The organism is Pseudomonas sp. B21-032 (assembly GCF_024748965.1).
Lineage (GTDB): Bacteria > Pseudomonadota > Gammaproteobacteria > Pseudomonadales > Pseudomonadaceae > Aquipseudomonas.
On record NZ_CP087180.1, the window covers coordinates 1916609 to 1935339 of the forward strand.

An 18731-nucleotide genomic window follows, 5' to 3' on the forward strand; every position below is an offset into this window, starting at 1 on the left:
TTAGCCTCGGGCAGGAACAAGAAAACCCATCCAGCGCCGCTCGGCCAGGCGAAACAGCCCGACCAGCGCGAAGGACAGCAACATGTACAGCAGTGCCGCGGTTCCGAAGGCCTGGAAGGTCAGGAAGGTGGCGGCATTGGCATCGCGGGCGACTTTGAGGATGTCGGCGATGGTGGCGGTAAAAGCCAGCGAGGTAGCGTGCAGCATCAGGATCAGCTCGTTGCTGTAAGCCGGTAATGAGCGGCGCAGAGCCGCCGGCAGCACCACGAACAGGTTCAGCTTGCAGCCGTGCAGGCCGTAGGCCTGGGCCGCTTCGATCTCGCCGTGGGGGATATTGCGAATCGCCCCGGCGAAAATCTCCACGGTGTAGGCGCAGGTGTTGAGCACGAAAGCCAGCAGGGTGCAGTTCAGCGCATTGCGAAAGAACTGGTCGAGCAGGGCGTGATCGCGCACCACCTCCAGCCCGTACAGGCCGGTGTAGCAGATCAACAGCTGGATATACAGCGGCGTGCCGCGGAACACGAAGGTGTAGAACTCCACCGGCCAGCGCAGCCACAGGCTGCGCGAGACCCGCGCCAGGGCCAGCGGCAGCGACAGGAAAAAGCCCAGGACCATGGTGATGACGAACAGCCACAGGGTCATGGCCAGCCCGGAAAGCCCGGCGCCGTCACTGTAGAGGTAGGCCTGGCCGTATTGCTCAAAGAGTTCGATCATCGTGCCAGCCCCTTGATACCGGTGTTGTAACGCCGCTCCAGGTGCTTGAACAGACGGTTGGAGAGGGTGGTGATCAGCAGGTACACAAGCCCGGCGATGATCAGGAAGTACAGGGTGTTGTTGGTGGTCTTGCCGGCGTTCTGTGCGGCCTTGACCAGGTCGGCCAGGCCGATGATCGACACCAGCGCAGTGGACTTGAGCAGCACCAGCCAGTTGTTGCCAAGACCGGGCAGGGCGAAGCGCATCAGTTGCGGGAACAGCACCAGGCGAAAGCGTTGCGCGCGGCTCAGGCCGTAGGCCGTGGCGGCTTCCAGTTGCCCGGCCGGGACGCTGAGGATCGCCCCGCGAAAGTTCTCGGTGAAGTAAGCGCCGTAGATAAAGCCCAGGGTGATGACCCCGGCGGTGAACGGGTCGATCTCGAAGTAGTCCCAGCCGAGAAGTTCGGTCAGGTCGTTGAGCCACAGTTGCAGGGTGTAGAAGATCAGCAGGATCAGCACCAGGTCCGGCACGCTGCGAATCAGCGTGGTGTACAGGGTGGCCGGTACCCGCAGCAGTTTCAGCCGCGAGAGCTTTGCGCTGGCACCGAACAGGCCCAGCGCCAGGCTCAGGGCCAGCGACAACAGCGCCAGTTTCAGGGTCATCCAGGTCCCTTGCAGCAACAGCGGGCCGAAGCCCTGCAGGCTCAGGGCCTGCCAGCCATGGGAGTGAAGGAAGTCGTTCACGGGAAAAATCTCGGTAGGACGCAGGGCAAATGCGGGCGTGATCAACTCAGGGCGAACTGATCACGCCGGCACGGCTTACTCGTTGTAGATATCCAGGTCGCCGACGTATTTTTTCTGGATTTCGGCGAAGGTACCGTCGGCGTGCACCGCGGCAATGCCTTTGTCGAGCAGGGCCTTGAGCTCGCTGTCGTTCTTGCGCAGGCCCATGGCGATGTCCAGGGGCAGGGTCGGGTCCTTGATCGCCGGGCCGCTCTTGAAGTCGGCGCCTTCGGGTTTGGAAAGGAAGTTGAGCTGGGCTTCGAGCTTGTCGGTCAAGGTGGCGTCGAGACGGCCGTTGAGCAGGTCGGCGTAGTTCTGGTCCTGAGCCTGATAAGCCTTGACCTGGGCCCCCAGCGGCGCCAGTTTGGCGCGGGCGTAGGCTTCCTGCAGCGAGCCTTGCAGCACGCCGACCTGCTTGCCTTTGAGCGATTCCGGGGTATCACCGAAGTCGGCGCTCTTGCGCACGATAACCGAGGTCGGGCTGAGGAACAGTTTGGCGCTGAAGTCGATCTGTTTCTGTCGCGCCGGGGTCACCGCCATCGACGACATGATCGCGTCGAACTTGCGTGCTCGCAGGGCCGGGATCATGCCATCGAATTCGTTGTGCACCCAGGTGCATTTGACCTGCAGCTTGGCGCAGATGGCGTTGCCCAATTCGATGTCGAAGCCTTGCAGGCTGCCATCGGCGGCAACCGATTCAAAAGGGGGGTATTCGGGGTAGACGCCGAAACGGATCTCGGTCCATTCCTTGGCCTGCACCGCACTTGCGCACAGTGGCAGGAGCAGCACGCTGAGGAGCTTTCGCAGCGAAGTCATATGAGTATCCCTGAGTTTTATAGTTGATGTAGGGCAGTGGTGCGCTTCTGGTCTTTTAGTGACTCTCTGGTCGGGCTCAGAATGCGCGATGACGACGTTTTTTTTGTGTCGTTTGCGCCGGCGTCGGCTGCCGGATTTTGCTGTTAACGCGTGAATGGCAGCCGAATCGGCTGGAGCACCTCCTGTTTGAGCTTCGTGTGCAGCGGTTTCCGATCTGCCGCACCGCGGCGCGGCAGAATCGGTCGGCCTCAGGCGCGTTTTTTCTGCAGGTCTGCAACCGGGGCGCGCAGCAGCGCGAACAAGTCTTTCGGGTCCTTGAGCTCCGGCACCAGGGCAATCTCGCTGCCGATGTCCAGGGCCTTGGCGACGTCCAGCACATAGCGCAGGGCCGAGTAGTCCTCGAGGGCAAAGCCGACCGAATCGAACAGGGTCACTTGCTCGGCGCTTTCGCGCCCGGCGGCCTGGCCGTTGACCACTTGCCAGAATTCGGTGGTGGGCGAGTCGGCAGGCATTTGCTGGATTTCGCCTTCGATGCGGCTTTGCGGTTCGTACTCGACGATCACCCGCGCACGCTCGACGATCTCGCGGTGCAGTTCAGTCTTGCCCGGGCAGTCGCCGCCGACGGCATTCAGGTGCATGCCAGGTTCGATCATGTCCGGAGTGAGGATGGTCGCGTAGGCCTTGTCGGCAGTCACCGTGGTGACAATATCGGCGCCGCGCACCGCGTCGGCGACAGAGCCGGCAACGCTGACCTTGATGGCCGGGAAGGCGGCGAGGTTGGCCACCAGCTTGGCGCTGGCCGCAGGGTCCAGGTCATACAGGCGGATGTCGTCGATGCCGAGCAGGGCATGGAAGGCCAGGGCCTGGAACTCGCTCTGCGAGCCGTTGCCGATCAGCGCCATGCTGCGGCTGTTTTTGCGCGCCAGGTAGCGCGCGGCCAGGGCCGAGGTGGCGGCGGTGCGGATGGCGGTGGTCAGGGTCATCTCGCTGAGCAGCACCGGCGCGCCGCTATCAACGTCGCCCAGGGCGCCGAAGGCCATCACTGTGAGCATGCCGCGCTGGGTGTTTTTCGGGTGGCCGTTGACGTACTTGAAGGCGTACAGGTTGGCATCGGACACCGGCATCAGCTCGATCACCCCGTCGGCCGAGTGGTTGGCCAGGCGCGCGCATTTTTCGAAGTCGTGCCAGCGCAGGTAGTCCTCACGGATGTACTCGGCCATCTCGCTGATGCAGGTGCTCAGCCCTTTGCGTGCCACCAGGCGGCTGAGGTCGGTAACGTCGATATAGCGGGTCATGGTGAACTCCTTTGTTGTAATCAGTGACGGACAGGCAGGTGCACTTCGGCGAGCATGCAGCGCGCGCTGCCGCCGCCGATGCGCTCGATATGGTCGATGTTCACCACCACCGGGTGGCTGTGCTGCTCGACCTGCCGGCGTTGTTCTGGGGTGAGCGAGCGCCAGGCGCTGCGCGACATCACCAGCAGTGGCTGGCCTTGCTTGTCGTGGACTTCGAGCATGTTGCCGGCAAAACCTTCGAGCTGGTCGAAGTCCAGGGCCAGGATGTCCTTGCCGGTGTCGCGCAGCGAATGCTCCAGGGCGCGACGCTCATCGGCCTCGGGCAGCGCCTGCAGGCAGACCACCGAGAGCCCGCGGCCGACGCTCATCATCACGTTGCTGTGATAGATCGGTGCCTGGTGGCGGTCGACGGCGTGGAACAGGCACAGGCGATAATCGAGCTGTTCGGCGAACAGGCGCAGGGCCTGGGTGTGGGTGCGCCCTGAGTGGCAGGCGTAGCTGATCCGGTGTTCGCGATCGAGGACCATGCTGCCGGTCCCTTCCAGATACATACTCTGCTGTTCCAAGGGGCTCAGATCGATGGTCTGACGGACGGCGAAGCGCTCTTCAAGCACCTTGAGCACGCCCTTGCTGCGCTCCAGGCGGCGGTTCTGGCCCTCCATCGGGTAGAGCACCAGGCTGCCGTCGGCGTGGCTGCTCCACCAGTTGTTGGGGAAGATCGAATCAGGGGTGTGCGGCGCCGGGGTGTCCTGCACCACCAGCACTTCGACACCGTGCTGGCGCAGGGTATCGACGTAGCCATCGAACTCTTCCAGCGCTTTCTGCTGTGCCTGCTGCGGGTCGAGCAGGGCTTGCTGGAAACGGTTGTTGAGGGCGGTGTCCGGGTTGAAGGCGAACCGCGCCGGGCGGATCATCAAGACTGTATTTGTTGTTTGCATCGAGGCACGCATCCGGGGTTGGCTGTGTGCTTATTGTCGACGTGATCAAGGATAAATCCCGGCTGAAGCGCATTGGGTGCTCAGCCGGTAAAGCTGAAATAGTGGGTTTGGCAGCGGATTCTGCTGCGACGGGTCAAGGCCGCTGTTGCTTCAAGGCGCGCAGTTGGCGCGCCAGAGTCAGGGCGGTACGGGCGCTGTGTTCGCCGGGCACGATATGGCTGAAGGGCAGGTCGATCAGGCGGTCGTCGCGCACCGCGCGCAGGTGCGAAAGCGCCGGGTGCTGGCGCAGGTAGGCGCGCTTGCCGGCGGCCGGCGACCACACCGCATCGGCAAGGATGATCACGTCAGGATCGGCGCGCAGCAGGCGCTCGGCATCGACCGTAACCCGGTTTAGCTCCACCTCGGCGTACAGGTTGCGCCCGCCTGCTGCGTCGATCAACTGGGTGATGAAACCGCGCTTGCCTTCGCTTTGCAGGCCGTTGACCTCGCTGTCGAGGTAGAACACCAACAGCGGCGGGCTGTGCCCGGCGATGGTTTTGGCGGCGGCCAGGTCCTGACGCTGGCGGGTGATCAACTGGCTGGCCAGGTCCTGGCGCTGCAACAGGTGGCCAAGGCTGCGCAGGTCTTGTTCAATGGCGGCAAAGCCGTTTTCCGGCGCTGGCGCGCAGGCGTTTTCCAGCAGGTAGCTGGCGATGCCGTTGGCCTGCAGGGTGGTGCGCGGGGCGACCCCGTCGCGGTCACGAAAGGCGCTGGCAAAGCCGCCGACCAGCAGGTCGTAACCTTGGGCATAGACCACTTCGGTTGCCGGGTAGCGACGCGACAGCAGGGGGACGCCGCGATAGCGTCCGCTGGTCAGCGCCCGGGCGTCATCATCTATATAGCTGACGGCGGCCAGCGCCGGGCCGGCGTCCAGGGCCAGCAGCAGGTCGGCGGCGTGCTGGTTGAGGGCCAGGATGCGTTGCGGGCGCTCCTGTGGCAGTTGCCAGGTGTGTCCGCAGTTCTGATAGTCCAGGGCCATGGCGCTGCTGCTCAACAGGGCCAGCACGCTGGCGCCCAACCCCCTCATGAGCCCTGGCCGTTGAGCAGCAACTCGGGCACCGGTTGGCCGTCGATCAGGTGCACACGCACCAGGCGCTGAGCGTCTTCGGCGTTGGCTACCCGGTACCAGCAGCGGTCCGGATATACCGTCAGCACCGGGCCGAGGTTGCACGGGAACTGGCAATGGCTGCGGGTCAGCAGCACGCCGTCAGTGGTTTCGATGCGGTTGGCCACCAGCAGCTCGCGGCGCAGGACTTTCCACAGTGGCAGGGCACCGCGTTGTACGCAGCGCGGGCCGGTGCAGAGCATCACATGGCGGGTATGCTCGGGGATCTGCGACCACTCCGGCTTGCTCTGGATTTGCTCTTCGGCGAGGCGGCCGCGGCGACGTTTGGGGGTTGTTGCTGTCATGGACTTCTCGAAAAATATTCGCGAAGCGCACAGGAGGGCCCCGGCCAACACGCGCCAGGTAGCCGGCTCGTGCCCGCCCTCCGCAGGTTTGCCTAAGTGACTGCATGCAGTCGTGGGGCTTCAGGCCGGTCTCCGGGCTTGCGAGGCGTAAAGTCATTCGCCTTCCCGTGCCTGTGGGCACAGTGGCGTGTTGAATGCTTCACTCGCTTACCGTTGCGGGGGCAGCGCCGGACTGGTCGATAACGACGCACCGGCTTCCCGTTTCACCTGACGCACGGCGGCGGCAGGCACCTGAAACTGGCAGGCATCTGACCATCAGCCCAGGCGTTCGTCAACTGCGCCGGCATGGCCCTGGGTGTGCAGGCGCTTGTACAGGGTGGTGCGGCTGATGCCGAGGGCCCGGGCCAGGGCCGAGATATTGCCATTGAGGGCACGCAGGCGCTGGCCGAGATCGTCAGTGTTTGCCGGCGTGGCCAGCACTGGCGCGGCGGGCTTGGCCTCAGGCAGGTCGGCAAAGAAACTGTCGGGCAGGTGCTCCACGGCAATCGGCCGTTCGCCGGCCAACGCCAGGGCCACCTGCAGCACGCTGGCCAGTTGTCGCAGGTTGCCCGGCCAGGGATGCTGAAGCAGCAGTTCCAGCACTTTGCCGGGCAATTGCGTCGGTGCCCCCGGTTCGCGGTACTGCTGGTGGAGCTGTTCGATCAGGGCCAGGCGGTCGCTGCGTTCGCGCAGCGGTGGCAGCATCAGGCTCAGGCCGGCGATGCGGTAGTACAGGTCCTGGCGAAAATGACCCAGGCGCACCTGTTCGGCGAGGTTGTGGTTGGTCGCCGAGACCACGCGGATATCCACCGGCGTCGGTTCGCCGCTGCCCAATGGCTGGATGCTGCGGGTTTGCAGAAAGCGCAGCAGGCGTGCCTGGGTGGGCAGCGGCATGTCGCCGATTTCATCGAGAAACAGAATGCCGCGGTCGGCCTTGCGGATCAGGCCGATGTTGCCCTTGTGGTGGGCGCCGGTGAACGCGCCTTTCTCGTAGCCGAACAGCTCCGACTCGACCAGCTCGGCCGGAATCGCCGCGCAGTTCACCGCAATCAATGGCTGCGTGGCGCGGCTACTGGCGCGGTGCAGGGCGGTGACAAAGACCTCCTTGCCGGCGCCGGTTTCGCCCTCGATCAACAGCGGGATGTCTTTTTCCAGCAGCAACCCGGCCTGGCGCAGGGCCTTGTCGATACGCGGATCGCAGCTGGGTTGCGGGCGGTTGAGCGCTGCTGCGGGTGATGCTGTGGGGGCATGCAGCAGGCAATGGAAGCGGTTGCGCCCGGCCACCTGCAGCGCAAATGGCTGGTCAGCCCGGTGGGCCAACAGTTGCGCCAGCGGCGTGCGGAACAACTGCTCCAGGTTCAGTTGCAGTGGGTTCTGCCCAAGCAGACTGTCGGCCCGACGGTTGGCCGCCAGCACCCGGCCCTGGTCATCGATCACCAGCAGCCCGGCCCATTGGCTGTCGAGGTTGTTGGCCCCGGTGTTGAAGCTCAGCTGTTGGTAGTGCCCGGCAAAACGCGCCAGGATCAGGCGGTTCTCCAGGCTCTGGCTCATCATCCGTACCAGGCCCTGAGTTTGCGCCGTCGGCAGGTAGCTGTCGCTGGACACATCGAGCACGCCGATCAGCTGGCGCTCGGCATCGAACAGCGGCGCGGCGGCGCTGGCCATGAAGCGGTTGAGCTTGAGGAAGTGTTCGTCCTGGCTGACATGCACCGCCTCGCCGGTGGCCAGGGCTGTGCCGATGGCGTTGGTGCCCACCCCTTGCTCGCGCCAGCAGGCACCGGCGACAAAGCCGTGGCGCTGGCGCGGGTCGATAAAGCGCCGGGTGCCCCAGGCATCGAGCAACTGGCCGTGATCGTCGCTGAGCATGATCAGGTAGCTGGAGTTACCCAGCAGGTGCGCGTACTGCGGCAGCACCTCGTCGCGAGTGGTGCCCAGCAGCGAGTGCTGGCGTTCGAGCAGCTCGCTGACCTGCACAGTAGATGCGTCGCCGAACTGCGGTTGCGACTGGTGGTCCAGGCCGTAGGCGCGGCAGCGCTGCCAGGACGCCTGGATCAGTTGCGCATGGGCGCTGGTGGATGCGGCCATGGGCCCGTCCTCTGCCGGCGGCAGTGTTGTTGTTTTTGTGTGATCCAGTGTTGTTCAGTCCTGTTCATTGTCAATGCCGCGGCTGTTCAACCGTGCAGTGAAGGTTGTTCATTTGTGTTCAGGAGTGAACCTGGGCAAAGCCACAATCTGCTGAAAGTCCTTTGCCGACAACGGCTTGGCCAGCGCTGGCATGAATCTCGCTCTATAGCAGGCGCCTGTCCGCTAACAACAAGAAGGCCGCGCCATGTCGCTCACCCTTGAGCATGTCAGCCGTACCGTGGATAACCAGCTGTGCATCGACGATGCCTGCCTGCGCTTCGAACCCGGCTCGTTCAATGTGCTGCTCGGCCGCACCCTGGCCGGCAAGACCAGCCTTATGCGCCTGATGGCCGGGCTTGATCGGCCAGACCGCGGCCGGGTGCTGATGAATGGCGAGGATGTCACCGGCCGGCCGGTGCGCCAGCGCAACGTGTCGATGGTCTATCAGCAGTTCATCAATTATCCGACCTTGAGTGTGTTCGAGAACATCGCCTCGCCCTTGCGCCAGGCGCGCATGGGCGAAGCGCTGATCCGCGAGAAGGTCCAGCAGACCGCGCAGATGCTGCGTATCGAACCGTATCTGCAGCGCTTGCCGCTGGAGCTTTCCGGTGGCCAGCAGCAACGCACGGCCATGGCCCGGGCACTGGTCAAGGATGCCGAACTGATCCTCTTCGACGAGCCGCTGGTGAACCTTGACTACAAGCTGCGCGAAGAGCTGCGCCAGGAGATGCGCGAGCTGTTCGCCGCGCGCCACTGCATTGCCGTGTACGCCACCACCGAACCCAACGAGGCCCTGGCCCTGGGCGGCACCACCACCATCCTCCATGAAGGGCGCATCGTCCAGAGCGGGCCCACTGCTCAGGTTTACCACCAGCCGCGCACGGTGCTGGCCGCCGAGCTGTTTTCCGAACCGCCGATCAACCTGATGCCCGGGCGTATCAACGGCAACGAAGTGAGTTTTGCCGGTGCTGTGCATTTCGCCATGAACGCCGACCTGCGCCGCATCGGCGATGGCGACTACCGCTTTGGCGTGCGCCCGAGCCATATCAGCCTGGTGCCGTCCAACGACGATGACCTGGAGCTGGCGGTGCTGGTGGAGCTGGCGGAAATCAGCGGCTCGGAAACCTTCCTGCATGTGCGCAACGAGCACTTTCGCCTGGTCCTGCACTTGCCAGGGGTGCACGAGTACCACGTCGATGCGCCGATCCGGGTGTTCATCCCCACCCACAAGCTGTTTGTCTTCGACCCCGCCGGGCAACTGGTGCAGGCCCCGGGCTTGCGTGAAACGAGGGTCGCCTGATGGCCGAGATTCGTCTGCAGCAGCTGGCCCATAGTTACAGCCGTGCCCCCCAGGGTGCGGACGACTATGCCTTGCGTGAGCTTGAACATGTCTGGGAGCAGGGCGGCGCCTACGCCTTGCTCGGCCCGTCGGGGTGCGGCAAGTCGACCTTGCTCAATATCATTTCCGGGTTGCTCAGCCCGTCCCACGGCCAGGTACTGTTCGATGGCAAGGTGGTCAACGAACTGTCGCCACAGGCGCGCAACATCGCCCAGGTGTTTCAGTTTCCGGTGGTCTACGACACCATGACGGTGTTCGACAATCTGGCCTTCCCGCTGCGCAACCAGGGCCTGGATGAAGCGCGCATTGCCAGCAAGGTGGCCGAGATCGCCGAGGTGCTCGATCTCGGCAACCTGCTGAAGAAAAAAGCCCGCAACCTTAGCGCCGATGAAAAGCAGAAGGTCTCCATGGGCCGTGGGCTGGTGCGCGACGACGTCTCGGCGATCCTCTTTGACGAGCCGCTGACGGTGATCGATCCGCACCTTAAGTGGAAGCTGCGGCGCAAGCTCAAGCAGATCCACGAGCAGTTCAATATCACCATGATCTACGTCACCCACGATCAGCTCGAAGCCTCGACCTTCGCCGACAAGATCGCGGTGATGTATGGCGGCCAGATCGTCCAGTTCGGCACCCCGCGCGAGTTGTTCGAGCGTCCGCGCCATACCTTCGTCGGCTATTTCATCGGCAGCCCGGGGATGAACCTGATCCCGGTGCAGGTGCAGCCTGGTGGCGTCGGCTTCGCCGGCATTCACCTGGCGTTGCCGCTGGAGTTGCAGGCGCGCCTGGCTGCGACCAGTGCCGTGCGCCTGCAAGTGGGCATCCGCCCGGAATTCGTCCAGGTCTGGGACACCCCGTTCGACGAAGGCTTCAGCGCCCGGGTGGTGGATGTCGAAGACCTGGGTACCTACAAGATTCTCAGCCTCGACCTGCAAGGCGTACCGCTCAAAGTGCGCCTGGGCGAGGACCGCACGCTGCCCGAGGGCCAGGCCTGGATCAGTTTTCCGGCGCAGTGGCTGATGCTCTATGCCGATGACGTACTGCTGGAGGCCCGGCCATGAACAAAGTGCCCAACAACAAGGCCTGGTGGCTGGTGCTACCGGTGTTCCTGCTGGTGGCGTTCAGCGCTGTGGTGCCGATGATGACCGTGGTCAACTACTCGGTGCAGGACATTTTCGACCAGTCCAGTCGGTACTTCGTCGGCGCCGACTGGTACCGCCAGGTGCTGCAGGATCCGCGCCTGCACGACTCGCTGTTGCGCCAGTTCATCTATTCGGCCTGCGTGCTGCTGATCGAAATCCCCCTGGGCATCGCCATCGCCCTGACCATGCCGACCAAGGGCCGTTGGTCGTCGCTGTGCCTGATCGTCATGGCCATTCCGCTGCTGATCCCGTGGAACGTGGTCGGCACCATCTGGCAGATTTTCGGCCGCGCCGACATCGGCCTGCTGGGCGCTTCGCTCAACCAGCTGGGCATTAGCTACAACTACGCCGCCAACACCATGGACGCCTGGGTCACGGTGCTGGTGATGGACGTCTGGCACTGGACCTCGCTGGTGGCGCTGCTGTGTTACTCCGGCTTGCGGGCGATCCCCGATGTCTATTACCAGGCGGCGCGCATCGACCGCGCTTCGGCCTGGGCAGTGTTCCGGCATATCCAGTTGCCGAAGATGAAGAACGTGCTGTTGATCGCGGTGATGCTGCGCTTCATGGACAGCTTCATGATCTACACCGAGCCGTTCGTGCTCACCGGTGGCGGGCCTGGCAATGCCACCACCTTCCTCAGCCAGACCCTGACGCAGATGGCCGTGGGGCAGTTCGACCTGGGTCCGGCGGCGGCGTTCTCGCTGGTGTACTTCCTGATCATCCTGCTGGTGTCGTGGCTGTTCTATACCGCCATGACCCACGCCGACAAACAGTAGGGGCCGCCCATGAACCTGCGCAAGACGCTGGCGCTGCTGCTGTACATTCTGTTCCTGCTGGTGCCGATCTACTGGCTGCTGAACATGTCGTTCAAGAGCAACACCGAGATCCTCGGCGGCCTGACCCTGTGGCCGCAGAACTTCACCTTCGACAACTACCGGGTGATCTTCACCGACCCCAGTTGGTACAGCGGCTACATCAACTCGCTGTACTACGTGTGCCTGAACACAGTGATCTCGCTGAGCGTGGCCTTGCCGGCCGCCTATGCCTTTTCGCGCTACCGGTTTCTGGGCGACAAGCACCTGTTCTTCTGGCTGCTGACCAACCGCATGGCGCCGCCGGCGGTGTTCCTGCTGCCATTCTTCCAGTTGTATTCCTCCATTGGCCTGTTCGATACGCACATTGCCGTGGCCCTGGCCCACTGTCTGTTCAACGTGCCGTTGGCGGTGTGGATCCTTGAGGGCTTCATGTCCGGGGTGCCCAAGGAGATTGACGAAACCGCCTACATCGATGGCTATAGCTTCCCGCGGTTCTTCGTGAAGATCTTCGTCCCGCTGATTGGCTCCGGCATCGGCGTCACGGCGTTTTTCTGCTTCATGTTTTCCTGGGTCGAATTGCTGCTGGCGCGCACCCTGACCTCGGTGAACGCCAAGCCGATTGCCGCGGTAATGACCCGCACGGTGTCGGCCTCGGGGATCGACTGGGGCGTGCTGGCCGCCGCCGGGGTATTGACCATTCTGCCGGGCATGCTGGTGATCTGGTTTGTCCGCAACCATGTGGCCAAGGGCTTTGCCCTGGGCCGGGTCTGAGGAGCGCGCTATGGACTGGATGGCCTGGACCCTGCCGACGGCGATCTTCTTCGCCGCGATCGGCTTGTTGCTGCTGGGCATGACGGTGTACGAGCTGCGCCGGCCATGCGTCGAGCGTCGCGGCTTTCTGCCGATTGCCACCACCCGTGGCGACCGGCTGTTCATTGCTTTGCTGGGCAGCGCTTACCTGCATTTGCTGGTAATCGGGCTCAGCGACTGGAACCTGTGGGTGGCCTCGCTGCTGTCCCTGGCCTGGCTGTTGGTGGTGATGCGCTGGGGGTAGCCGAGGGCAATCGGCACGCCTGGGTGAAAATACTCAATCGGGAGATCACAATGTTCGACAACAACAAGAACCGGCGACATTTGACCCTGGCAGCCCTGCTGGTGCTGGGCAGCTTTCACGCCAGCGCCTGGGCCGATGCCTACGAAGATGCCGCGAAAAAATGGATCGGCAGCGAGTTCAAGCCTTCGACCCTGACTCCCGAGCAGCAGCTCGAAGAGTTGAAGTGGTTCATCAAGGCTTCCGAGCCGTTTCGCGGGATGAAGATCAACGTGGTGTCGGAAACCATCGCCACCCATGAATACGAGTCCAAGGTGCTGGCCAAGGCCTTCAGCGAGATCACCGGGATCAAGCTGACCCACGACCTGCTGCAAGAAGGTGACGTGGTAGAAAAACTGCAGACGCAGATGCAGTCGGACAAGAACATCTACGACGGCTGGGTCAATGATTCCGACCTGATCGGTACGCACTTTCGCTACGGCAAGACTGAGTCGATCACCGACCTGATGGCCAATGAAGGCAAGGACTACACCTCGCCAACCCTGGACCTCAAGGACTTTATCGGCATCTCCTTCACCACCGCGCCGGACGGCAAGGTCTACCAACTGCCCGACCAGCAGTTCGCCAACCTCTACTGGTTCCGCGCCGACTGGTTCGACCGCCCCGACCTCAAGGCCAAGTTCAAGGAAAAGTACGGCTACGAACTGGGCGTGCCGGTGAACTGGTCGGCCTATGAAGACATCGCCAAGTTTTTCAGCGAGGACGTCAAGGAAATCGACGGCAAGCGTGTCTACGGGCACATGGACTACGGCAAGAAAGACCCGTCACTGGGCTGGCGCTTCACCGACGCCTGGTTCTCCATGGCCGGCGGCGGCGACAAGGGCTTGCCCAATGGCCTGCCGGTGGACGAATGGGGGATTCGCGTCGAGGACTGCCACCCGGTCGGTTCCAGTGTCACCCGTGGCGGCGATACCAATGGCCCGGCGGCGGTGTATGCCACGCAAAAATATGTCGACTGGATGCGCGCCTATGCACCGCCCGAGGCCCAGGGCATGACCTTCTCCGAGTCCGGGCCGGTACCGTCCCAGGGCAATATCGCCCAGCAGATCTTCTGGTACACCGCCTTTACCGCCGACATGACCAAGCCGGGCCTGCCGGTGATGAACGCCGACGGCACGCCGAAGTGGCGCATGGCGCCGTCGCCCAAGGGGCCATATTGGGAGGAGGGCATGAAGCTGGGTTATCAGGACGCCGGCTCCTGGACCTTCCTCAAGTCGACCCCGGAGAAGCAACGCCTGGCGGCCTGGCTGTACGCCCAGTTCGTCACCTCCAAGACCGTCTCGCTGAAAAAGACCATCGTCGGCCTGACGCCGATCCGCGAGTCTGATATCAACTCCCAGGCCATGACTGACCTTGCGCCCAAGCTCGGCGGCCTGGTGGAGTTCTACCGCAGCCCGGCGCGGGTGCAATGGACCCCGACCGGCACCAACGTGCCGGATTACCCGCGCCTGGCTCAGCTGTGGTGGAGCCATATTGCCGAGGCGGCCAGTGGCGAGAAAACCCCGCAACAGGCGCTCGACGGCCTGGCCAAGGATCAGGACGCGATCCTTGCTCGTCTGGAGCGTTCCAAGGCCCAGGCCACCTGTGCGCCGAAGCTCAATCCCGAGAAAGATGCCCAGTACTGGTTTGATCAGCCCGGTGCGCCGAAGCCGAAACTGGCCAACGAGAAGCCCCAGGGCGAGACCGTGAGCTACAGCGAGCTGCTCAAATCCTGGGAGGCTGCGCGCAAGTAACCACACAGGCACAAAAAAACGGCACCTTCACAGGTGCCGTTTTTCATCCCGCCATCAGCACTTACTTATGCAGCTCTTCGGCCGCATACAGGGTGTTTTCCAGCAGGCAGGCGCGGGTCATCGGCCCGACGCCACCCGGTACCGGGGTGATCCAGCCGGCGCGGGGCAGGGCGGTCTCGTACACCACATCGCCCACCAGCTTGCCATCTTCCTGGCGGTTGATGCCGACGTCGATGACGATCGCGCCTTCCTTGATCCACTCACCCTTGACCAGGCCCGGCTTGCCGGCAGCCACTACCACCAGGTCGGCGCGGCCGACGTGGCCGGCCAGATCCTTGGTGAAGCGGTGGGTGACGGTCACGGTGCAACCGGCCAGCAGCAGTTCCATGGCCATCGGCCGGCCAACGATGTTGGAGGCGCCAACGACCACCGCGTTCATGCCGTACAGGTCCTGGCCGGTGCTTTGGAGCAGGGCCATGATGCCTTTTGGCGTGCACGGGCGCAGCAGCGGGATACGCTGGGCCAGGCGGCCGACGTTATACGGATGGAAACCATCGACGTCCTTGTCGGGGCGAATGCGCTCGAGCAGCAGCGAGGCATCCAGGTGCGCCGGCAATGGCAGTTGCAGGAGGATGCCGTCGATGTTCGGGTCGTCATTGAGGCGATCGATCAGCTCGGTCAGGGCTTGCTGCGTGGTATCGCTGGGCAGGTCGAAGGCCTGGGAGTTGAAGCCGACCTCTTCGCAATCCTTGCGCTTGTGCGAGACATAGACTTGAGAAGCGGGGTCGGTGCCGACCAGGATCACCGCCAGGCCAGGCGTACGCAGGCCTTGCTGGCGACGCTCCACGACACGTTGGGCGATCTGCTGGCGCAGGCTGGCGGCGATCGCCTTGCCGTCGATAAGGTGTGCAGTCATGACGCGTGATTAACCATCGAGAGGGAATAAAAAGAGCGCGCATTCTCGCATGAAGGGGCCCGAGGGCAAAGGCGCTTGGTCCGGCAATTGCCCTAAGCCCTTAAATAAAATGAATTTTTTTTAGAAAACTGTTGACGACCTTTCCACTCGTCTATAAGATTCGTCGCACTTGTCGGGCAGAGCCTAGCACTGGTTAGCAAGGTCAGGCAGAATGAGCAGATTTTTTAGCTTGTTCGGTACGGCTAAAAGTTAATTTGTAATCGTCACAGAAAGCAGATTAAATATGCGCCCGTAGCTCAGCTGGATAGAGCATCCGCCTTCTAAGCGGATGGTCGCAGGTTCGAGTCCTGCCGGGTGCGCCAATCGGCAGCTTTGGCACAAGTAAAGCGGTAACTGCAATATGGTGGACGTAGCTCAGTTGGTAGAGCGCAGGATTGTGATTCCTGTGGTCGTGGGTTCGATTCCCATCGTCCACCCCATATTCCAAAAGGCGCCTGATGAAAGTCTGGCGCCTTTGCTTTAAAAGCGTCATGCGGACGTGGTGAAATTGGTAGACACACTGGATTTAGGTTCCAGCGGCGCAAGCTGTAAGAGTTCGAGTCTCTTCGTCCGCACCATCCAACGTTTCACCGCCCTTCGCTGAAGCGCGTGAAAGTTTCAAAAGCAGCTTTGACACATGCAAAGCGGCACATGCAATATGGTGGACGTAGCTCAGTTGGTAGAGCGCAGGATTGTGATTCCTGTGGTCGTGGGTTCGATTCCCATCGTCCACCCCATATTCCCAAAGGCGCCCGATGAAAATCCGGCGCCTTTGTTTTAAACGCTTCATGCGGACGTGGTGAAATTGGTAGACACACTGGATTTAGGTTCCAGCGGCGCAAGCTGTAAGAGTTCGAGTCTCTTCGTCCGCACCATCCAAGCTTTCACCGCCCTTCACTGAAGCGCGAGAAAGCCTCGAAAAAGCCGCCTTGTGCGGCTTTTTTCGTTTCCAGGGTTTGATTCCTGCCTGCTGTTTTCCGGACAAATAGAAAATAGTTTCAGATGGAACTGATTTTCATTTACCTTTTTGCTTCCCTCGCGTGACCTCTCCTACAAGATCATTTCAATCTGCAAGGGAGCGCCTCGTGAAGAGCACACAGCCGGCCGCCGTTCAGCGGCTGCAGCCAAACAACAAAAACGCTGCACGCAAGATTGCCTGCAGTGCGCTGACCGCACTGGCTTTGGCGGGCGGCTGCAACGCCTGGTCGTTGGCCAATGCCGCTGAAAGAGGCGCGACCCAGCAGGCGCCGCTGCGCAAGCATTATGAAATTGCGCCAGGGCAACTGGCGCCGGCCTTGAACCAGTTGGCCACCGCTACCGGGGTGATCCTCACCTTCGATCCGCAACTCAGCGAGAACCGCAGCACCCAGGGCCTGAGCGGCGAGTACACCCTCAAGGAGGCTTTCGACCTGCTGCTGATGGGCACTGGCCTGTGGGTTGAGCGGCTCAAGGATCATACCTACGTGCTGCGCATGCACGAACGCAGCGACAGCGCGCTTGAAGTCGGGCCGACCATGGTCGGCGCCCTGGCCGAGCGGCCCGGGGCAATCCAGAGCAGCCGGGAAGTGCATGCCGAGCGCCAGGACCTCAACAGTGTGGTGCGCTCGATACCCGGTACTTACACCTTGCACTCGCGCAGCCAGCCGGGGGTGTCGGTAAACATTCGTGGCCTGGCCGGCCTGGGCCGGGTCAACACCATGATCGATGGCGTCACCCAGACCTTTCGCAATAATGCCGGCCACGGCTCGGGTGGGCCGATGGCCTTTGTCGACGCCAACCTGCTGGCCGGGGTCGATGTACAGCGTGGTTCGGTGGACGGCGCCGAAGGTGCCAACACCCTGGGCGGCTCGGCGAACTTTCGTACCTTCGATATCGATGACATCGTCAAACCAGACCACCGTGTAGGCCTGCGCACGACTTATCGCACCGGTAACAACGGCTACGGCAACACCCGCATGTTTGCCGCCGGTGCCCGCACCCGTCCGGAAGATGTCGAGGGTGTCTACGGTCTGGTCGCCGCGGTGAGCAGCACCCAGACCGGCGAGTACAAGACCACCAACGGCCAGTCCAACGAATATGACACCACCAAGCAGAACCCACGCTCCGGTTTGCTCAAGCTGCGCCTGCAGCCCAACGACATGCACCGCCTTGACCTGAGCGGGGTGAAGTACCGCAACGAGTTCTATCACAACTACCCCTGGCAACTGGACAACGAGACCTATCGCGCCAAGTACGCCTACACGCCCTACAGCGAATGGGTGAACCTCACGGTCAATGCCTACCAGAACAAGACTGAGCTTGAGTACCCGCCGGTAGAAGAGTCCCACTACATTGGCCGCAAAACCCGCGACGACGCCCACGGCTTTGACCTGACCAACGTCAGTCGTTTCAATCTTGGGCCGGTGGAGGCGAGCTGGAGCAATGGCGCGCGTTACTACACCGACGACTTCGTTGCCCAGACCCCGGAGAAACGCGGCGCCAACCCCGAAGGCAAGCAGGCTACCCATAGCCTGTTCAGCACCCTGGAATTCAACTACGACATCTATGCCCTGACCCTGGCCGGCCACTATGACGGCTACAAGGTCAGCGGCCATGTGCCCAAGTGCTCGATCATTGGCCAGTGCCGCGGCATCGATGGCGGTGACGTGGATATCACCCGGCGTGAACACAGCTTCAACCCGCGGGTGGGCTTTGCAGTCAAGCCTTATGACTGGATGCAGCTCTACAGCAGCTGGTCGCGCACCTCGCGGGCGCCGCGGGTGCAGGAAATGTTCTTCGAAAAAGTGCCGCTCGAGGCCGATGCCAGCGACGCCGATGGTGTTGGCGCCAACCCGTTCCTGCGTCAGGAACGTTCGACCAACTACGAGTTCGGGGTCAATTTCAGCCGCGCCGGGCTGTTCAGCAACGACGACTATGGGCAACTGAAGATCAACCGCTTTATCAGCAAGATCGATGGCTACATCACCCCGCAGTCGTTCGACATCCTTGATGACGACGGCGAAGAGTCGGCGAAGATGAACTGGGTCAACTGGCCGGAAGAAGTGCGCATGAGCGGCTATGAGCTGGAAGGGCGCTACGACGCCGGCTTCTTCTACGCCAATCTGTCGTGGACCAAGGCCACGACCAAGTCGCCGACCACCTCCGGCATCGAGCTGGAAGACATCAACAGTCAGCCGGACCGTTTCTGGACCCTCGACCTTGGCACCCGCTGGTTTGACGAACGCCTGGTGCTCGGCGCCCGTGGCGAGTACGCCGGCCCGTCGGAAACCAGTTGGGACTGGTACGAGACGAAAAAATCCAACTCCACCGGGGTGATCTGGGACCTGTACGGCAGCTATCGGGTGCAGGACAACCTGAGCCTGTTCTTCAACGTCGAGAACGTCGGCAACAAGGTCTACAACAACAGCGCATCGGTGGACTATCTGATGTCGGCGGTGATGGACCAGGGCAACGGCCGTGGCCGCACCACCTCGTTCGGCTTCACCCTCGAATACTGACAG

Annotated in this window: 16 protein-coding genes, 5 tRNA genes and 1 riboswitch; of the genes, 12 read left to right on the forward strand and 9 right to left on the reverse strand. The window is 62.5% G+C overall.

Features of this window, described 5'->3' with window-relative positions; genetic code table 11:
• The 8 genes from LOY54_RS08830 to LOY54_RS08865 form a co-directional block, all read right to left on the reverse strand.
• Positions 1–714: an ABC transporter permease gene (locus tag LOY54_RS08830; RefSeq protein ID WP_045202163.1), complete on the reverse strand. Its 714-nt coding sequence runs from the start codon at positions 712–714 to the stop codon at positions 1–3.
• A complete protein-coding gene (locus LOY54_RS08835) occupies positions 711–1436 on the reverse strand; it encodes an ABC transporter permease (RefSeq protein WP_038996184.1) in 726 nt (241 codons plus the stop codon). The genes LOY54_RS08830 and LOY54_RS08835 overlap by 4 nt, the downstream gene beginning before the upstream one ends.
• A gap of 75 nt (positions 1437–1511) precedes the next feature.
• Positions 1512–2291 (reverse strand): ABC transporter substrate-binding protein, encoded by a 780-nt coding sequence (locus tag LOY54_RS08840; RefSeq protein WP_045202161.1) that lies wholly within the window; start codon positions 2289–2291, stop codon positions 1512–1514.
• Between the two features lie 248 nt (positions 2292–2539).
• Positions 2540–3586 (reverse strand): ornithine cyclodeaminase, encoded by a 1047-nt coding sequence (locus tag LOY54_RS08845; protein WP_258610175.1) that lies wholly within the window; start codon positions 3584–3586, stop codon positions 2540–2542.
• Between the two features lie 20 nt (positions 3587–3606).
• Positions 3607–4524 (reverse strand): citrulline utilization hydrolase CtlX, encoded by a 918-nt coding sequence (gene ctlX, locus LOY54_RS08850; protein WP_093387627.1) that lies wholly within the window; start codon positions 4522–4524, stop codon positions 3607–3609.
• A gap of 133 nt (positions 4525–4657) precedes the next feature.
• Positions 4658–5590, reverse strand: a complete 933-nt coding sequence (locus LOY54_RS08855) for an ABC transporter substrate-binding protein (RefSeq protein ID WP_258610176.1) — start codon at positions 5588–5590, stop codon at positions 4658–4660.
• Positions 5587–5973: a ferredoxin gene (locus tag LOY54_RS08860; RefSeq protein WP_045202155.1), complete on the reverse strand. Its 387-nt coding sequence runs from the start codon at positions 5971–5973 to the stop codon at positions 5587–5589. Before LOY54_RS08860 ends, LOY54_RS08855 begins: the two co-directional genes overlap by 4 nt.
• Before the next feature lie 105 nt (positions 5974–6078).
• Positions 6079–6283: riboswitch (cobalamin riboswitch) on the reverse strand.
• 5 nt (positions 6284–6288) lie between these two features.
• Positions 6289–8097 carry a sigma-54-dependent Fis family transcriptional regulator gene (locus LOY54_RS08865; protein WP_258610177.1) on the reverse strand — a complete coding sequence of 603 codons (1809 nt, stop codon included), beginning with the start codon at positions 8095–8097 and terminating at the stop codon, positions 6289–6291.
• Positions 8098–8341: 244 nt separating this feature from the next.
• Between LOY54_RS08865 and LOY54_RS08870 the strand changes: the two genes are divergently transcribed.
• From LOY54_RS08870 to LOY54_RS08895, 6 genes are read left to right on the forward strand one after another with little or no spacing between them, the layout of a single operon-like run.
• Complete coding sequence (locus tag LOY54_RS08870) at positions 8342–9436, forward strand: ABC transporter ATP-binding protein (protein WP_213601983.1); 1095 nt, start codon at positions 8342–8344, stop codon at positions 9434–9436.
• Positions 9436–10533 (forward strand): ABC transporter ATP-binding protein, encoded by a 1098-nt coding sequence (locus LOY54_RS08875; RefSeq protein WP_093385287.1) that lies wholly within the window; start codon positions 9436–9438, stop codon positions 10531–10533. Before LOY54_RS08870 ends, LOY54_RS08875 begins: the two co-directional genes overlap by 1 nt.
• Positions 10530–11393 (forward strand): carbohydrate ABC transporter permease, encoded by an 864-nt coding sequence (locus LOY54_RS08880; protein ID WP_045202147.1) that lies wholly within the window; start codon positions 10530–10532, stop codon positions 11391–11393. The genes LOY54_RS08875 and LOY54_RS08880 overlap by 4 nt, the downstream gene beginning before the upstream one ends.
• 9 nt (positions 11394–11402) lie before the next feature.
• Positions 11403–12203, forward strand: a complete 801-nt coding sequence (locus tag LOY54_RS08885; RefSeq protein WP_045202146.1) for a carbohydrate ABC transporter permease — start codon at positions 11403–11405, stop codon at positions 12201–12203.
• A 10-nt stretch (positions 12204–12213) separates the two neighbouring features.
• Positions 12214–12486, forward strand: coding sequence for a DUF2160 domain-containing protein (locus LOY54_RS08890; RefSeq protein ID WP_045202145.1), 273 nt, complete (start codon positions 12214–12216; stop codon positions 12484–12486).
• Between the two features lie 50 nt (positions 12487–12536).
• Positions 12537–14276 carry an ABC transporter substrate-binding protein gene (locus tag LOY54_RS08895; RefSeq protein WP_045202144.1) on the forward strand — a complete coding sequence of 580 codons (1740 nt, stop codon included), beginning with the start codon at positions 12537–12539 and terminating at the stop codon, positions 14274–14276.
• 61 nt (positions 14277–14337) lie between these two features.
• Here LOY54_RS08895 and folD read toward each other — a convergent pair whose 3' ends face one another.
• The gene (gene folD, locus LOY54_RS08900; protein ID WP_258610178.1) at positions 14338–15192 is read right to left on the reverse strand and encodes a bifunctional methylenetetrahydrofolate dehydrogenase/methenyltetrahydrofolate cyclohydrolase FolD; all 855 of its coding nucleotides are present in this window, start codon (positions 15190–15192) and stop codon (positions 14338–14340) included.
• A 285-nt stretch (positions 15193–15477) separates the two neighbouring features.
• On the opposite strand from folD, the gene LOY54_RS08905 reads away from it, so the two are divergent.
• From LOY54_RS08905 to LOY54_RS08930, 6 genes are all read left to right on the forward strand, one after another.
• Positions 15478–15554: transfer RNA gene (locus LOY54_RS08905), tRNA-Arg, on the forward strand.
• Positions 15555–15595: 41 nt separating this feature from the next.
• Positions 15596–15671: transfer RNA gene (locus LOY54_RS08910), tRNA-His, on the forward strand.
• Between the two features lie 53 nt (positions 15672–15724).
• A tRNA-Leu gene (locus LOY54_RS08915) sits at positions 15725–15809 on the forward strand.
• 83 nt (positions 15810–15892) lie between these two features.
• Positions 15893–15968, forward strand: a tRNA-His gene (locus tag LOY54_RS08920).
• 53 nt (positions 15969–16021) lie between these two features.
• Positions 16022–16106 (forward strand) — tRNA-Leu (locus LOY54_RS08925).
• A gap of 210 nt (positions 16107–16316) precedes the next feature.
• Entirely contained in the window at positions 16317–18728 is a 2412-nt protein-coding gene (locus LOY54_RS08930) for a TonB-dependent receptor (RefSeq protein WP_258610179.1), read from the forward strand.
• The last annotated feature ends 3 nt before the right edge of the window (positions 18729–18731 follow it).